The sequence below is a fragment of the Burkholderia sp. L27(2015) genome, assembly GCF_009765705.1.
Taxonomy (GTDB): domain Bacteria; phylum Pseudomonadota; class Gammaproteobacteria; order Burkholderiales; family Burkholderiaceae; genus LMUX01.
Genome location: NZ_LMUX01000008.1, coordinates 186,931 through 203,427 on the forward strand (window position 1 = coordinate 186,931; position 16,497 = coordinate 203,427).

The following is a 16,497-nucleotide window of genomic DNA, read 5'->3' on the forward strand; positions in this document are numbered from 1 at the left end:
CTTTAAATGCTTTTCACCCGGGATGAAAATCCCGTATCCAGATAATGTGCCGAAATCTCGAACTCGTTCGCAAGAACATCGAAGGGGCTGGCCGCCGCACCCGTGGTCACGATATCACCGCGGTGCAAGGTGATACCGCGCTCGCGCGCATGATCAAACAGGTGCCCCAGCGCGGTGAGAGGGTCGACCGCGTCGTCACCGTAAAGTCCGCGTGCGGCGCATACGCCATCGAGCTGTACTTCCACTGACGCCACGACCTCGGCGATACGATGGGGATCGATCTGGCCACCGCACAGATATGCCTCGAATCCGACGTTGTCGGCCGCGAAACTCGGCTGGCCCACTATGCGCCGATCGACAAAACGCGAAAGTACCAGCTCGATCCCTACGTGCACCGCCGCTACCGCGTCCATCAGATCGCGTGGGGCATCGCCGGGGCTAACATCGCGCCCCAACACAAAAGCGATTTCGAATTCGACGGTCACCGGACGAGCGGCCGCAATCGTCACGATAGGCGCAGGCACGGAGAAGTCGACCATCGTGCAGCGCGAACACAGCAAGCGCCCAATCAACGCCCGCTCGGTGCCCGCCTTGCGCATCGCGGCCGGGCTGCCTACACCTAGCTTCCAACCCGCCACCGCGTCGCCGGTCATCGCCACGAATGCGTCCTGGACGTCGTAACCTTCGGATAAGCTTCGCGGCCGTAAATCCGCGCTCAACGCGTCGAGTCGGCCCCCGTCTTGCCAGCGCTGCAGCAAAGTGGACGCAGCCGACGCCGGTGCTGCAGGTGCATAAGCGCGGTCGCCACTATCAGATCGCAAATTGCTCATCGGTCAGCCACCGTCTTGACGTCAGTTGCCGCATGGGGATGCCGAAAGCGTGTGCCATTCAGCTCTTCGAACACATGGATCATGGCGCCCTTGTCGTGGTCGCCAAAGCCCTTGAGCAACGCCATTTGATAAGTGGCCGTGGCGGCGGCCAAGACCGGCATCGGAATTCCTTCCTTGGCGCCAAGTTCGGCTGCGCTGATAAGGTCCTTGTACGCGTGACGCATCGGATAACCGGCCGAGAAATCGTTCTCGAGTATGCGCGGAATAAAGAACTCCGATGCGTAGCTGCGGCCCGTGCCGTTATTGACGATTTGGCCGATGCTTTCTGGGTCCAGACCCAGCTTGCTTGCCATGGGCAAGATCTCGGCCAAGGCGGCGCAGTTGATATCGAACAGCAGTTGGTTGACCAGCTTGGCCAACTGCCCGCGGCCCACCGCTCCCATGTATAGGATATGGTTAGCGAAACAAGCCAGGTAGGGCTGGATCGCGTCAAAGACCTCAGGTGCACCGCCGCACATGGCAGTCAGGGTTCCGTCGACGGCGCGCGCTTCCATCCCCGAGACCGGCGCATCGATAAAGCGGATGCCGCGATGCTCCAACGCGCTCGCGATCTCGATCGTAGCGCTATAGGCTGCGGTGCTGGTGTCCACCACGATCTGTCCGGCTTGCATGACATTCACCAAACCGCCGTCGCCCAACACGACATCCGATACCGCCTGTGCGTGAGGCAACGAAAGGAACACGATGTCGGCGCCGGCCAGTTCTTCCAGCGTGCTCGCCGTGCTTGCGCCCACGCGCTGGAATTCGGCGTAGCTTGATATGTCCGCGGCGAACACGCTCAGAGGCGCACCGCTCTTGAGCATATTCATCGCCATGGGCTTGCCCATCTGCCCCAGCCCGACAAACGCGATTTTCATTGATTTTTCCGTGGTTGCGTTCTGTATGTTGCATACTGCCAAGGCTCGATCACCTTACGATAAAGTTACGATCGCACCTTGTTATCGAATGAAGCAGCAGATCATTCTAGTCAGCGGCACGCGCCAAGGGAAATACTTTTCATGCATTGTCAGCATCGCTTTTGAATATGGACATTCGTGTTCTGCGCTATTGCGAAGCCGTAGCCCGGCTCGGCAATATCACGCGAGCGGCCGCTGAATTGCATGTCGCCCAGCCGGCCCTGAGCGTCGCCATCCGCAAACTGGAAGAGGAACTCGGCGTCACCTTGTTCACCCGCACTCGCAACCGTCCGGTGTCGCTTACGCCGGAGGGGGAATTGCTGATGCGCCGGGCGGCACGCCTGTTTCATGAATACGATTCGGCACGCCGCGAGCTTGCGGACGCGATCGGGCTTCGGACCGGCACGGTGCGTGTGGGCATGCCGCCGATGTACGGCATCGGCTACTTTCCGTCGCTGATGAAAGCATTCCACGCGGCACATCCGGGTATTACCGTCACCGCACTCGAAGGCAGCGCCGGCGAAATCAAAGGTTTGCTCGAAGATGGCAAAGTGGACCTGGCGATACTCGAGGAGCGTCGCGTGCAGAAAGGCTGGGCGCATGCAACCCTCGATGAGGAAGAGGTCGTGCTCTGCGTGCGCGCCGATCACCCGTTGGCGAAGCAGACCCAGGTAGCCGACCGGGATCTCGACGATCTGCCGATGATCCTGTTCGAAGGCAGTTTTTTGCAACGCAATGTGCTTGAACAACGTTGCCAGAAAGCCGGTGTCAAATTCCGCATGGTCATGCAGAGCAATTATGTGCCGATGGTGCATCAAGCGGTCGTCGATGGTCTCGGCGCCGCGACTTTGCTGCGCTCTATCGTCACGGCCGACGAACGGCTTGCTGCTTTATCGTTCGAGCCGCGGGAGCGCTTTCGCTTCGATCTGTGCTGGCTCGACGAGCACTACCTCTCGAAAGCCAACGAAGCGTTCATGAATTTCGCTATTGCGCATCGGCGCAGTACTGCAGCGGCTGTCGTGCAAGAATCATGACGCGTCATCGCCGCTCCCTCGACTAACGCTTGCGCCATAGCTTCTGAATTCGTCGCAGCAGCGCGGGGCAAGCGCGCTGCTGACGACGTTCAGGCTCGAGCGTGCGGCGGGGGCCTTGCTCGCGTCTACAAACTATGGATCGACACGTGGAACGGCACGCGTTCACGCGGAACCAGCGCCGAACTGAGGCCAACCACAGGCCGTACGCGCGAGCCCGGTGAACTGGTCGCCCATTTGCCGGTTCCTGATGCCCCGTTCACTGCCAGCGGGTCGACTTCGCGGCGCAGCTTGTCAGCTTCCTTGCGCGTCCGGGTCTTCAACGCGATGCGCAGCACTACCTCATACGGCGACGACGGCGCTTCACCCGACGATTCCCGATGCACGGCGTTCAAACCGATATAGTCCATGCGGATCTCTTCAGTCACAAGGGCCACGCGCTTGAACCGCTCAGTTAATATCTCCCGGGTCAGTTCGGCGCGCTCGAGTGCGCCGGGCCCGGCGAACAGCACCATTTCCTCGGTCATGAAGCCTTCCTCGATACCGATCAGGGCCTTGAGCGTCGGCGTTTTAGGTAAGCCTGCCTGGTCGATGAACACCTCGACCTGGTCCTTGCCCACTTGCTTAAACGTGACGCGGGTCAGGTCGGCAATGACATCGGGGCACAGGTAGCGCGACGGATCCTGCACTTCATACAGCAGTTGTTCCTTGCAGGTCGCTTCGCAGACAACTCCACCCGTGTTCGGCAACTTGCTGATGATGACGTGATCGTCGGTGACCTCGACGATCGGATTGCCGACGTTATGCAGGTCGGGCACGTCCTTGTAGCCCGGATCCGCAAAATAACCGCCGCTCACCTGGCAGCCGCATTCGAGCAGATGGCCGATGATCATTCCCTTGGCCATCAGGTGATGGTCATTGAAGTCCCAGCCGAATTCATAGGCGAGCGGGCCCAAATAGACACAGGCATCGGCAACGCGGGTCGTGATGACAATATCGGCCCCGTCGCGCAACGCCTGCACGATTCCTTCGGCTCCGAGATAGGTTTCCGCCGAAACGATTTTGTCGGGACTTGCCAGGACGCGTGCGCCATTTTCAATGAATGTGAGGTCCAATTCCTCGAGCCGGTCGAGCAGCAGACCGCCGCTGACCGCCACGACCTTGAGGTCGGAGACGCCTTCTTCTCGCGCGATAGCGAGCACGCGCTCGGCTGCCGCCTGCGGGTCGAGCCAGCCCTGGTTGGTGATGATCTTGATGCCCTTCTCTTTACAGGCCTTGATGATGGGCCGCATGCGATCGTCGAGGTAGGGATCGTAGGGGACGGTCTCGCCATTCTCCATACGCGCCACTTGAGCCGCGCTCATCGTCACTTCGGACATTGAATCGAAGCACAGGTAATTGATGTTGCCGTCGCGTACCAGCGCGCTGGCCGGCTCAAAGCGATCGCGCGACCAGCCGGTGGCCGATCCCAGTCGTATGCGTTTCATTGCGTGTCCTTCTTCAGCATGTGGGTCGATCGCTCGATATAGCTATCGGAAACGCTCATGGGCATCGTCATCATCAACGACGAAAGCGCCTTGCCCGATTCTTCGAAGGCCAGCGTTCGCGACCGGCCGCCTTCGAGCACGTCTTCAAGCACGAAATTCAGTGCGCCGATCGACGGCACCTCATAGCGCGTAATGCTGCCCTTGGTGATCGGCCCGTAGAGCTTCTCGACCGCCGCAACGGTGACCTGCTGCAGCAGGATGGGGTAGTCGGCCAGTTCATAGGCGATCACCGACACGTTCGAATGGTTGCCCTTTTCGCCCGACCGGGAATGAGCGATTTCTCGCAAGGTTGTCCGTTTCACGTTGGATAGTCTCTGGTTATCAGGAGTAGAGTTAGGCGATCCGTGGCCCGGCATTGGCATCGCCGTTGACGCCATCGCCGGCTGCCGTTTCAAAGCCATAAAGCCGCGCAGGGTTGTCGACCAGCAAGCGACGACGTGCTACCGGATCGGGCAGCCACTGAGGCAGGAGGTTAAGCAATTGGCCAGTGTTCGGCCATTGAGTCACGCCGACATGGGGCCAGTCGCTGCCCCAGAGCACACGATCAGGCGCCGCCTCGGCGAGCGCGCTGGCCAGTGGCGTCGTGTCAGCAAAGTCGGTGGCCGCTGTCATCCGGGTCATTCTGTTAGCCGCCGACAACTTGACCCAGCGACCGTGATCGCGCACCAGCGCCAGCAGCACTTGGAATGCTTGCCCATCGCATCCTTCTGCCGGATCCACATGACCCATGTGGTCGAACACCACGTCGCAGGGCAGCCTTTCAAGCGTCGTGCGCAGCGCGAGCAGCGTTGGACCGTCCACATAGAGTTGCAGGTGCCAGCCTAGCGGCGCGATTCGTCGCGCAAGCACGTCGATATCGGACAGCGACGCACCGCCGCCGAATAGCGCGTTGATGCGAACGCCCCGCACGCCGGCGGCGTGCATGTCGGCCAATGTCTCGTCTGCGGCATGACGATCCGCTGGATTTTGCGCCGACCCGCCAGCGGTAGCGCCCAGCACCGCGACACCCCTCAAGCGTTGCGGATTGCGCCGCAGCGTCGCCAGCAGGTGACTGTTGTCGGTGCCGTACACGCTGGGCTGTATCAACACGCCGTAGCGCACCCGCAAACTGTCGAGCATGCGGAAGTATTCTTCCTCGGGAGCCGGAGCCGGTGTGTAGCGCCGTTGCGCGATGAGTCCGCTGCCGTCGGGCGCGATCACATGCGCGTGCGAGTCGCACGCACCCTCCGGGACATTGAACGCTGGCGCCGCGTAAGTCCAGTCGCTGGGCCGGTCCGTCATCATCGGTTCACCTCACCTGTCAGAACCACGGGTGGCCGCACCTGCTGCGTATGCATTGCCTGTCTCCCCCTCATGCGATCACCTTCATGCGACCACCTTGCCGCGGACCACGTTCGCCTCATGGCGCGCCCGGCGCAACCCGGGCAGCCACAGCGTGATCAGCGCGCCGGCGAACAACAGCATGCCGCACAGGAACAGCGCGTATTCAAGGTGCCCCGTAGCCTGCTTGATCCAACCGAGCAGGAACGGACCGACATAACCGCCGAGATTGCCGACCGTCGTGATGAGGGCAATCCCGGCCGCCGCGGCCGCGCCCGACACCAGCAGGCCAGGCAGGCTCGACACGATCGTAAATGATGTCAGGATGCCCATCATTGCCAGCGACAAACCGGCCATCGAGATCCAGGCATTGTGCGAGAAGAAGCTTGCCACGCACAGCCCGACGCCCGCCGCGATAATGGCCCCAGCCATGTGCCAGCGATGTTCGCCGCGGCGGTCCGAATGGCGAGCCACGCAGATCATGCACACCGCAGCCAGCGCGGACGGGATGGCGACGATCAAGCCGTTCTCGAATGCGTTCGACACGCCCAGGCTTTTGACGATTTGCGGCAGCCAGAAAGACAGCGCGTATAGCGAGACCACGATCGAAAAATTGACGAACGCCAGCAGCCATAGAGTGCCGTTGGCAAAGGCCGCGCGCGTGCTGTGCATATGGGCCACCTCGGGACGCTCGCGCAATTCCGCCTCGCGCTCGGCGGCCATCAGCGCCCGGTCGTCGGCCGTGAGCCAGCGCGCTTTGTCCGGGTTGTCGTCGAGAAAGAAATAGGTAATGACGCCCAGCACGGTCGCGGGCAGGCCGGTCAGTACAAACAGCCATTGCCAGTTTTGCAGCGCGGCCACTCCGCCCATATGCGCCATTACCCAGCCGCACATAGGGGCACCGATGACGCCGGCCAGTGGAATGCCAATGACGAATATCGCCGTGGCCTGGCCGCGCAGCCTGCGCGGAAACCAGTACGTCAGGTAGAACACCACGCCCGGATAAAAGCCGGCCTCGGCAATGCCGAGAATGAAACGGGTGACATAGAACGTGAGCGGCGAGTGCACCCAGGCCATGGCCGCGCACACCAACCCCCAGATGAACATGATGCGTGCAATCCAGAAGCGCGCACCGACGCGACGCAGGATCAGGTTGCTGGGAATTTCGAACAGACAGTACGCGATGAAGAAGATGCCGGCGCCCAACCCGTAGGCAGCATCGCCGATGCCTGCATCGGCCGCCATGCTCAGTTTCGCGAACGAGACGTTGATCCGGTCGAGGAACGCCACGATATACAGCAGCAAGAGAAACGGTAACAGACGAGTCGCAGCCTTGTTATACAAGGTGTATTCCTGGTCCGAGCGAAAGCCGGCAGCGCTAAAGAACTTCATACACGTCTCCAATTGTTTTTTTCTTATTAGCGGGATACTAAAATCGATCCACTTATAAGACAATTGTCGTTTTTTTATAGATTGATACAATCTGTTTATGAATATCACTCTACGACAGCTCCGTGCACTCGTGGCGGTGTCGCGTTTCGAGAGCTTTACGAAAGCGGCCGAGCTGCTGCACGTCACCCAGCCAGCCCTCACCGTCCAGGTGAAGCAACTGGAAGAAGCGCTCGACCTGAAGCTGCTCGACCGGACCACACGGCAAGTCAAGCTTACCGAGGCCGGCAAGGACATCGTGCCCATCCTGCAGACTCTCTTGCGCGAGCTGGACAGTGTCGTCAGCCGCTCGAAGGACCTGTCGTCCAAGCGCGTGGGCTCGATCCGCCTCGGTTGCCTGCCGTCAGTCGCGGCCAGTGTCCTGCCGCTCGCGATCGCCGCGTTTCGCGAGCAATTTCCGAATGTATCGTTCGTCTTGGCTGACGGCCTGGGCAAGCGCATCGTCCAGGACGTGCGCCAGGAGACCATAGAGTTCGGCATCACCGATGTCGACGTCGACGCGCCGGACCTGGCCTCGGTGTGGCTCTTCGACGAAACCATGCATGTGTTCTATCCGCAGGCCCACCCCATTGCGCGGGCTAAGGCGATCACCGTCGAGGAACTCGCGAAATATCCGATCATCCTGTTGGCGCCGGAGAGCAACGCACGCACCGCCGTCGACGTCGCGTTCGCGAGCCACGACAGGCGTCCGGATGCTAGCTGCGAGGTCGTCTACATGTCCACGGCGATCGGCATGGTGCGAGCAGGCCTGGGGATAACCGTACTGCCGCCGATGGCCGTGCAGTTGGAGACCATGCCCGACCTGGACTCGCGCCCGGTCGACGACCCGGGTTTTATCCGCAGGATCGCGGTGGTGACCAAAGCCGACCGCTCGTTGTCGCCAGCGGCCGCGGCGTTTGTCGATATCCTGCAGGCGACGGTGAACCACCGGCGCTTGTCCTGATCCCACTGTCCTGGTGTGCTTACCCGTTCAGGCTTTCCAGGCATGCTCTTGGAACATAGCTTCCAACCGGGGTTGGGTAACGCTGCCCGTATAGTTCGTAATAGTCGACGCGGCGACCACCAGAATCACGTCCAGCACCGTATTACGGGTAAAGCCCGCTTGCGTGAACATGGCGATATCCTGGTCGTCAACACGACCGCGCTTCTCGATTAGCGTACGCGCCATATTCGAAAGCGCTGCGTGTTTGATATCGCTGGGCGCACGACGCTCGCGAATCGCCTGCACATCTGACGGGTCGAGACCTTCCTTGAGCGCGAGTGCCGTATGAAATGCAACGGCCCACGTACTAGCATTTGTCACTGCGTTCGTCAGTAGTAAAGTCTGGATCTCTGCCTCTGTGAAGCTACCTGAGTGAACTTGTTGAAAGACGCCGACAAACCCGCTGATGAGCACAGGAGACCCAGCCATGGCTCCTGCGATGTTCGGGATCAGGCCAAACGCCTGTTGTAGCTGCCGAAGCACCGGCTTCGACTTTTCGGGCGCAGACTCGATGGTATAAATCGGATAAGCAGACATGGTTTTTTCCTCAATGTTTAACCGCGTGCGTCAGGGGTGATCACACGATGACTGGAGGATATTCAACCGAGCTACAAGCCTCAATTACCTCTCAGGTAATAAGTGGGAGCGGCCGATGCAACATGGCGCTGGGTATTGAATCGGGGAAGGCTTAGGCTTGCAGGGATCAGACCGCGCATCGACGATACTTTCCTGTGAAGCCGGTTCAGCACAATTTTTTTGAACGCCTACAACAAAAAAAGTCGCTTTCCTTTGATGGCTCCAAGCCATAAGCTCGAAGGTCAAACAATGGGAGACCCGATGGACACGAAATCGCTCAAGATACGGCTGCAGCGCTCACCGGCTGTGCTGGCTCCTGGGGTGTACGACGCCCTCACCGCGCTGATCGCCGAGCGTGCGGGCTTCGAGGCGCTATATCTGTCGGGCGGTGCCGTGTCCTACACACAGTTCGGTCGCTCCGATGTCGGACTCACCACAGCCAAGGAAGCCGTCGACACGCTCGCACGCATTACGGACCGTGTCAGCACGCCTATCATCGTCGATGCCGATACCGGCTTCGGCAACGCGCTTAACGTGCAACGCACCGTGCGCGATTTCGAGCGCGCCGGCGCCGCGATGATACAGCTTGAGGATCAAGCTTTTCCCAAGCGCTGCGGGCACCTGGAGAATAAATCAGTGGTGTCGCAGCAAGAGATGTGCGGAAAACTGAAGGCGGCGCTGGATGCACGCCACAGCGACCAGACATTGATACTCGCGCGCACCGATGCGCTTGCCGTGGAAGGTTTCGATGCCGCGCTGGAGCGCGCCGAAGCGTATTACGCTTGCGGCGTGGATGCGCTGTTCATCGAGGCGGTGAAGTCGGCTGAGCAAATGGATATCGTGTGCAAGCGTTTTGGCCCGCGCGTGCCCCTGCTCGCCAACATGGTCGAGGGCGGCAAGACGCCGGTGCAAAGCGCCGCGGAATTATCGGAGCGCGGCTACCGCATCGTGATTTTCCCGGGTGGCGTGGCGCGTTTCGTGGCGCGCAAGCTCGAGCTCTACTATGCCAGTCTGTTTGCACACGGCACCACGGAGCCAATGCGCGGCGAGATGTTCGACTTCGACCAACTCAATGAACTGATCGGTACACCGGAGTTGCTGGCCAAGGGCAAGAAGTACAGCGAGTGATAGTGATTGGGGCTCGCGGCCACTATCGTTCTTTGTCCGTTACGAGCCCTGCTAACTCAACACCTGGGCTCAAGCAGATCCTGTCTTCCCCGCTCAAGACTTTGCGCCCTAGCGTGCGTCTTGCAGCGGAGTCGTCGCGCGGTTTGCCGCGCTATTCGCCGACCCATCCGCCTCATCCACTGCCTCGGGTGCCAGTTCTTCCAATGACCGCGAGCGCGTATTCACGCCCCACACCAGCAAGGCCACGATCTGCAGCACGATCAGCACCACGAGGAAACCCGATACCCCGATGATGCCGCCCAGGCCAAACATGACCACGATCGCAATCTGCGCACCGGCTGACGAAAGCCGGCCAACCGCAGCGGACAAGGCGGAGCCGCGCATACGCAATTCCGTTGGGAACAGTTCAGGGATATACACGGCGAAGGCCAGTGAAGTAATCCATGCCGAACACATCATGATCGCGCCACCCACAAGCATCAGCGCCACCGGCGACTGCATGAACGGGTAGCAGCCTGCAAACACGGCTTCCAGCACCAATGCCGCCACGATGCTGTCGCGTCGGCCCGCGCGGTCAGTGAGCAGTATCCCGATCACGCACCCGATCGGCGTGCCCAAGCCCATCACGGCGGTGTAACCCAGTGTGGACGTCACCGCAATGCCCTGCTTGACCAGGAACGTAGGGAACCACGCAATCAGGCCGTAGAGCACGGTCTGGTTCACCGCGCCCATCAGCATCGTGAGACAGGTGCGGCTGAGCAGTTTGGGTGCGAACAACGCGCGATACGGCGCCTTGGCCACCACTGCCACAGGTTTTGCCGTATCGGCCGGCGGCAAGTTCGTATAGCGGGCTTCGATTGCATTCAGCAGTGCATCGGCTTCTGCGTGACGCCCCTGGGCTTCGAGCCAGCGCGGCGATTCCGGCATCGATTTGCGCAAAGCCCAGATACCGATTGCGCCCAGGCCGACGATCGCAAACATGGCGCGCCAGCCAAAGGCGGGAATCGCCCAATAGCCGACCAGCCCCGTCGCCGTCACCGAAAGATTGGTCAGCAAGGCCAGCAGCGCGCCGAACCGGCCGCGCGCTTTGGTCGGTACAAATTCGGTCAACGTGCCATAACCGATCACCAACTCGGCACCCAGACCTACCCCCATCACGAAGCGAATCGCAATCAGCCAGGTCATGCTGGGTGCGAACACGGCCGCGATCGACGCGACACCGAACAGGGCAAGGTTGAATTGGTAAGCGGCACGGCGACCATACTTGTCGCCGACATACCCGCCAATCAACGAACCCAGCCACATGCCCACCAGCGTGCTCGAAATGAACGCCGCGTTGCTGTGCAACGTCGACCAACCCGATTTAACCAGCGTGGCCAACACACCGCTTTGCAGGTAGATGTCGAACGCATCGAGAAACAGGCCGGAGCCGATCAGCAGCAGCAAGTGCCAATGGAACCAGCTTATCGGCAGGCGGTCGAGCCGCGCGCCAGAATTGGCGCTCCCGGCCTGGGTTGGGCTCTGGACTGCCCTTTGGACATCTATCCTATTCACAGCGTGTCTCCTTCTTATCCCCGCTACTCCGTGTCCGGGCAGCGTGTGGTGGCCATCCTGCTACTTCAACATCATATGCATGCGCTGGGCCTGGCGCGCTTCATACTCAAGAAACTCAGCGGTGATGTAGCTGCCGCGTACCCCACCGCGCACCGAGCCTGGCCGCACATCGCCGAAGTATTCTTCCCACTGCGGCGGCAGCGGCTGCGCCTGCGGGATCGACAACCACAAGCGCAGCAGATGACGCCGTTTCTCCGGTTCGTCGAAATCCTCGAATTCGGTGCGCGAGTGCAACATGACGTAGTTGTTGAGCAACTGAAGATCGCCGCTTTCCAGCCACATCGAAAAACACAGTTGCGGATCGGCGGTCAGTTCGTCGATCAATGCGAGCACTTCGAGCTGCTGCTGCGTGAGGCGGGGCACTTCGGGGAAATCGCGTTGCGCCGCATGGGTGTTCTTGCGATTGGCGCGGAATGCAAAGTAATCGGGCAGGCTGCCGAGAATCGGACAGTTATAGAACGGTGGCTGGTCGGGCGATTGCGTGCCCTGGTAGCTATGATAGAACGGCCCCTGGAGCGCGGCGATCAAATCGGGGCGCCGCCGCGCGATCTCGTCGCGCACCGCCATCGTGCTGGTGATCTTGCTCTGGCCGCCGGACTTGGCCGGCTGCAAGCACAACAGCCCCACCACATCGCAGGAATCGGCATGGAAGTCTAGCGCCGCATTGGTGTTGTAACCGCGGCCGCCCTTGGTCTTGTAGGAGCCGCCTTCGTTGCGCACGTCGTTCATGATCTCGCTGGCGCGATTCTGGGTGCGCGCCACGCCTACGTGTAAGCCCATGCCCCAGAACGCCAGCCGCGCGTCCTCGGCGCTCCAGGCATTCACGGGAAAGCCCTTGAGCAGACACAAGCCCCAGCGCCCCTGGGTTGCCACGAATGCGCGCTGCAGCGCCGCCAGGGACGCCTCACCCAACGGGAAATCGTCGGCCGTCATCGACAGCATGGGCTTGCCGAGCGACTTTGCATGCTCCAGCGCCGTCGAGAAACCTGTTGCCTCTTGCTCGTTCAGGCGCATTACCCAGGACGAGTCGCGCTGCAGATCTTCGCTATACCAGGCGCGCGGTTGAAAGGCTTGACTCATTTATTCATCTCCAGATCGTCCGTGGCGGTCTCTTGCCGCCTGGCACCCTCTTTGCAGCTTATGACAAATTTAAAACTGCTAATATCGAATCTTCATTAGTCAATACAACAAAAAATTTGATGAAGATTGAGACCTTCCTGACACTTCAGTCTGTTCTCAAGACCGGCTCGCTGGCCGCCGCAGCCAAGGAACTGCATCTCACTCCCAGCGCGGTGAGCATGCAAATGAAGCAACTGGAAACCTATATTGGCCATCAGTTGTTCGATCGCTCGGGCTTGTCGGTCAAGGCCTTGCAGAGCGCTTATGAGCTTTCTGATTCGATGGCCGAGGTGCTCGCGCGGCTCGAAGCGTTCCGCTACCAAAAGACCATCGTGGTGGAGGGCCACATCCGTATGGGGGTAATCGAGTCGTTGCAGCCGGTGGTGCTGCCTGGGCTGATGCGAGCAATGCAAGTGCGTTATCCGGCGCTGAAATTGCAGTCGCATCGCGGCAAGAGCTTCGAGCTGACCAATGCGGTGAAGGCGGGCGAGCTGGACGCGGCCGTCGTGGCACAGCCGGAGGACGGCGGATCGTCACGACTGCACTGGCATCCGCTGATGCAGCAGGAGCTCGCGCTGATTGTGCCGCCGCGCGAAAAGGAGCGTTCGTTCACCGCACTGCTCAAACGCTACGATTGGATACGCTACGACCGTGCCACCGTCTCGGGCCGCATGGCCGCCCGGTATGTGAAGCAGCGCATGCGCCAGAAACAGAGCACGATGGAGCTCGATGTGGTGCGCGCTATCGTGGCGATGGTCAGCGCGGGCCTGGGTTTCTCCATCGTACAGCTGAGCGAACCTGGCATCTGCATGGTGTACCCCGTCAACGTACTGCCATTGCGCGATGCGCCGGTGTTGCAGTTCTCACTGGTCACGCGCAAGGACGAAACCGAGAGCCGGCCGCTGCTGGCATTGCGCGAATTGCTGATGCAGACCTTCGCGCCGATTCCGTCCTGAAACGCCGGTGGATTCAACCGGGGTGGCAGAACGGTCGCGGCGCACTGCCCGCCCCCGCCCCGATGATCCCGGCGTTTTTACCTCTCTGCGGATCGAGTCCACATGACGTGGCGACGGGGGCGGCCATCTAACGCGCGCTTCGTACCGTCACTCGCTATCCTCGTACTTTTTCCAGCGCGTCGGCCACGTGCTATTGAACCTTCGGCAAAGAAACTAGGACTGAGCGCCTTATAAGTTCCGGATACAATTAAAATAAATCGCTCAGCCTTATATAAAACTTAAAAACCGATGAGGTGTACGTGTTCAGTTGGCGCCATTTATCCTTCACCAAACGCGAAGGGTTTGTACTTGTTTTCATGGCATCAGCGCTGCTTATTACCCGATGGATGAGGCTCCACTTTCCCGGGGCACAAGGGTCATTGCTTCTCTGCTCAATCGCATTGAGCGCACGAATCGGAGGCACCCGATCGGGCATTTTTGCCGTTGTCCTTTCCATAATCGCGTTCGATAACCGTTTCGCCCCTCCTGGCCACTCTCTGTTCATCGACGCCGCGGATGCACCGCGGTTGATCATTTTTTCGATGACCGGTCTTTTCATTGGCACGCTCGGCGTGGCTCAAAACAATGCAACGAAAACGCTACGACGCACACACGATAAATTGGTTGCCACTCTTGGAGAATTGAAAGAAGCCAATACGGCGTTACAACTGGAAAATACCGAGCGCAAGCAAGTCCAAGAGCAATTGGCGTGGAGCGAGGCCTTTCTAACCGAAGGCCAGAAGATCAGTCATACCGGTAGCTGGCGCTGGAATCTTTCTCTGGGGCGGCTTATATGGTCCGACGAGCAATTCCGCATTTTTGGCTATGAGGTGCAGGCGCAAGCCCCAAGCATTGAATCCATTACGAAAAGAATTCATAGCGATGACAGAGACGAGTTGCGGCGCATTGTTCAAAAGGCCGTCAGCCAGTGGGAACGCTTCGAATGCGAATATCGCGTCGTCTATCCAGACGGAACGCTGAAATATGTACAAGGCGTGGGCTGTCCAGTCTTGCAGGATCTGCACGGCTCCAGGGAATACATCGGCACCACGGTAGATATCACCGCTCGTCGACAAGCCGAAGAGGTTTTGCGCAAGAGTGAGCGGGAATTCCGCACCTTGGCGGAAAACTCACCGGACGAGGTGATTCGATACGATATGAATTGCCATCGGATTTATGTGAATCCGGCTTTCGTGCGCTCCCGAGGCACAGACGCCGAACAGGTACTCAACCAGCCCTTGGAAGTCCACTGGGGTGCCGATATTCCAGTCGACCGATTCAAAGAAATTCTGCGGCAAGTCTTGCAAACCGGGACCCCTCATCAGTTGGTGGGCATATGGACAACCGGACCCGGCATGCCGCTTCACTTTGCGCTCCATATCGTGGCGGAGAGGAACGGCAACGGAGAGATCATCAGTGCCTTGGCGATCGGCCGAAACATTACCTCTCTTAAGATTGCTCAGCAGCGCCTTGAAGAGTCACGCCTCCTGCTGCGACAATTAGCGGGTCGCAGTGAATCGGTTCGCGAGGAGGAGCGCAAACATCTAGCTCGCGAATTACACGATGAATTGGGGCAGTATCTTCTCGCTCTGCGCATGCACATATCGCTGCTCAGCATCGAGTACGGCGGTAGTAATCATGCTTTAGAGGCCAAAGCACAGAGCATGATAGGACTGGTGGATTCGACGATCAAAACGGTGCGCAACGTCATGACAACGTTGCGCCCGGTCGAGTTGGATATGGGAATACTCGCCGCTCTGGAATGGTTGGTGGGCGAGTTCGTCAAACAGACAGGCGTGCCGTGCGAACTGCATAGCGACGTTACCGAAATCTTACTGTGTGAAAGGAGTACCACGGCCATTTTTCGTATAGCTCAGGAGGCGCTGCGCAATGTGGGAAGGCATGCAGATGCAACCAAAGCCGAGGTATGTTTTAAACAACAAGATGGCGATTACATACTCGAGGTGCGGGACAACGGTATGGGCTTCGATCCTTCCGTGAAAACATCCGGCTCGTTTGGCTTAGTAGGTATACGCGAACGCGTCTTGATGCTCGACGGCGAAGTGAGCATAACTACGGCCTTGGGTGAAGGATCGACAATCCGGGTACACGTACCGGTTTCCGCAGTTCCACAATACTGATGATAAAAATACTAATAGCCGATGATCACGCCATCATGCGTGAGGGACTGAAACAACTCTTTGCATTGGAAAAAGGCATTTCGGTGGTTGCCGAAGCTGCAAACGGGAACGAGGTTTTTGAAGCCCTTCGACGGGTGGAGGTCGACCTAGTATTGCTCGACATGTCCATGTCCGGTATTAGCGGCGCAAACCTTATCAATCGCATTCACCTGCAGCAAGATAGCCCACGCATACTGGTACTCAGCATGCATTGCGAGGCTCAGGTTGCACGCTACGCATTAAACGCTGGTGCGTCCGGCTATCTGACCAAAGATAACGATCCGAAAACCTTGATTGCCGCTATTTTCAAGGTGGTATCGGGAGGCCGCTTCATCGATCCGCGGCTGGCCGAGTCGTTGATATTCGACCATCAGGAGCGCGTAGAACGCCCGCTGCACGAACTCCTTTCGATTCGAGAATTCGAGATTTTCGATAAGTTGGTTCGCGGACGCAGTGTCAACGAAATTGCCGATGAGCTGTCGATCAGTAACAAGACTGTCAGCACGCATAAGGTGCGGCTGATGCAAAAAATGAATTGCCAAAACAATGCGCAATTGATCCGATATGCCGTTTCCTATCACTTGGTCGAGTAGGTTCGCACATCAGCACTCCGATCGCGTCGTAGCGAAACGATAAAGGGAAACCGTCACATTATAGGGATAACCCTACACTCGATTCAGAATCTGCCGATACCTCTTTTTTCTCAATTATTCGAATGTAGCGGGATTCCCTGCGTTTGTTAGGCCGGGTGCCGCGGGACTTATTTATCA

15 protein-coding genes are annotated in these 16,497 nt (G+C 59.1%); 6 read left to right on the forward strand and 9 right to left on the reverse strand.

The genetic code is table 11. The features are described 5' to 3' along the window. Window positions 1-2 precede the first annotated feature (2 nt). The gene (locus tag GSQ77_RS03880) at window positions 3-830 is read right to left on the reverse strand and encodes a 2-keto-4-pentenoate hydratase (protein ID WP_158899238.1); all 828 of its coding nucleotides are present in this window, start codon (window positions 828-830) and stop codon (window positions 3-5) included. After that, complete coding sequence (locus tag GSQ77_RS03885) at window positions 827-1,747, reverse strand: NAD(P)-dependent oxidoreductase (RefSeq protein WP_158899240.1); 921 nt, start codon at window positions 1,745-1,747, stop codon at window positions 827-829. The genes GSQ77_RS03880 and GSQ77_RS03885 overlap by 4 nt, the downstream gene beginning before the upstream one ends. 167 nt (window positions 1,748-1,914) lie before the next feature. Here GSQ77_RS03885 and GSQ77_RS03890 point away from each other — a divergent pair, with 167 nt between their 5' ends. Then, window positions 1,915-2,820: a LysR family transcriptional regulator gene (locus GSQ77_RS03890; RefSeq protein ID WP_158899242.1), complete on the forward strand. Its 906-nt coding sequence runs from the start codon at window positions 1,915-1,917 to the stop codon at window positions 2,818-2,820. Window positions 2,821-2,945: 125 nt separating this feature from the next. Here the strand turns inward: GSQ77_RS03890 and GSQ77_RS03895 are convergent, their stop codons facing one another. The 4 genes from GSQ77_RS03895 to GSQ77_RS03910 all read right to left on the reverse strand — a co-directional run bounded on the left by GSQ77_RS03895 (window position 2,946) and on the right by GSQ77_RS03910 (window position 7,076). After that, window positions 2,946-4,304 (reverse strand): acyclic terpene utilization AtuA family protein, encoded by a 1,359-nt coding sequence (locus GSQ77_RS03895; protein WP_158899244.1) that lies wholly within the window; start codon window positions 4,302-4,304, stop codon window positions 2,946-2,948. Then, a complete protein-coding gene (locus GSQ77_RS29360) occupies window positions 4,301-4,666 on the reverse strand; it encodes a hypothetical protein (RefSeq protein ID WP_254067426.1) in 366 nt (121 codons plus the stop codon). Before GSQ77_RS29360 ends, GSQ77_RS03895 begins: the two co-directional genes overlap by 4 nt. A 31-nt stretch (window positions 4,667-4,697) precedes the next feature. Further along, the gene (locus GSQ77_RS03905) at window positions 4,698-5,648 is read right to left on the reverse strand and encodes an amidohydrolase family protein (protein ID WP_174246386.1); all 951 of its coding nucleotides are present in this window, start codon (window positions 5,646-5,648) and stop codon (window positions 4,698-4,700) included. A gap of 81 nt (window positions 5,649-5,729) precedes the next feature. After that, window positions 5,730-7,076, reverse strand: coding sequence for an MFS transporter (locus GSQ77_RS03910; RefSeq protein WP_158899246.1), 1,347 nt, complete (start codon window positions 7,074-7,076; stop codon window positions 5,730-5,732). 97 nt (window positions 7,077-7,173) lie between these two features. On the opposite strand from GSQ77_RS03910, the gene GSQ77_RS03915 reads away from it, so the two are divergent. Beyond that, on the forward strand, window positions 7,174-8,076 hold the full coding sequence (locus tag GSQ77_RS03915; protein WP_158899248.1) for a LysR family transcriptional regulator: 903 nt from the start codon (window positions 7,174-7,176) through the stop codon (window positions 8,074-8,076). A 27-nt stretch (window positions 8,077-8,103) separates the two neighbouring features. On the opposite strand, the gene GSQ77_RS03920 is transcribed toward GSQ77_RS03915, so the two are convergent. After that, window positions 8,104-8,652 (reverse strand): carboxymuconolactone decarboxylase family protein, encoded by a 549-nt coding sequence (locus GSQ77_RS03920; RefSeq protein ID WP_158899250.1) that lies wholly within the window; start codon window positions 8,650-8,652, stop codon window positions 8,104-8,106. 300 nt (window positions 8,653-8,952) lie between these two features. Between GSQ77_RS03920 and GSQ77_RS03925 the strand changes: the two genes are divergently transcribed. Then, complete coding sequence (locus tag GSQ77_RS03925) at window positions 8,953-9,819, forward strand: oxaloacetate decarboxylase (RefSeq protein WP_158899252.1); 867 nt, start codon at window positions 8,953-8,955, stop codon at window positions 9,817-9,819. A gap of 108 nt (window positions 9,820-9,927) precedes the next feature. Here GSQ77_RS03925 and GSQ77_RS03930 read toward each other — a convergent pair whose 3' ends face one another. Both GSQ77_RS03930 and GSQ77_RS03935 read right to left on the reverse strand, forming a co-directional pair. After that, complete coding sequence (locus GSQ77_RS03930) at window positions 9,928-11,373, reverse strand: MFS transporter (RefSeq protein WP_216854845.1); 1,446 nt, start codon at window positions 11,371-11,373, stop codon at window positions 9,928-9,930. Window positions 11,374-11,433: 60 nt separating this feature from the next. Then, complete coding sequence (locus tag GSQ77_RS03935; RefSeq protein ID WP_158899254.1) at window positions 11,434-12,513, reverse strand: TauD/TfdA family dioxygenase; 1,080 nt, start codon at window positions 12,511-12,513, stop codon at window positions 11,434-11,436. A gap of 119 nt (window positions 12,514-12,632) precedes the next feature. Here GSQ77_RS03935 and GSQ77_RS03940 point away from each other — a divergent pair, with 119 nt between their 5' ends. The 3 genes from GSQ77_RS03940 (at window position 12,633) to GSQ77_RS03950 (ending at window position 16,320) form a co-directional block, all read left to right on the forward strand. Then, window positions 12,633-13,508, forward strand: coding sequence for a LysR family transcriptional regulator (locus tag GSQ77_RS03940; RefSeq protein WP_158899256.1), 876 nt, complete (start codon window positions 12,633-12,635; stop codon window positions 13,506-13,508). A gap of 299 nt (window positions 13,509-13,807) precedes the next feature. Beyond that, the gene (locus GSQ77_RS03945; protein ID WP_158899258.1) at window positions 13,808-15,688 is read left to right on the forward strand and encodes a PAS domain S-box protein; all 1,881 of its coding nucleotides are present in this window, start codon (window positions 13,808-13,810) and stop codon (window positions 15,686-15,688) included. Further along, on the forward strand, window positions 15,688-16,320 hold the full coding sequence (locus GSQ77_RS03950; protein ID WP_158899260.1) for a response regulator transcription factor: 633 nt from the start codon (window positions 15,688-15,690) through the stop codon (window positions 16,318-16,320). Before GSQ77_RS03945 ends, GSQ77_RS03950 begins: the two co-directional genes overlap by 1 nt. The last annotated feature ends 177 nt before the right edge of the window (window positions 16,321-16,497 follow it).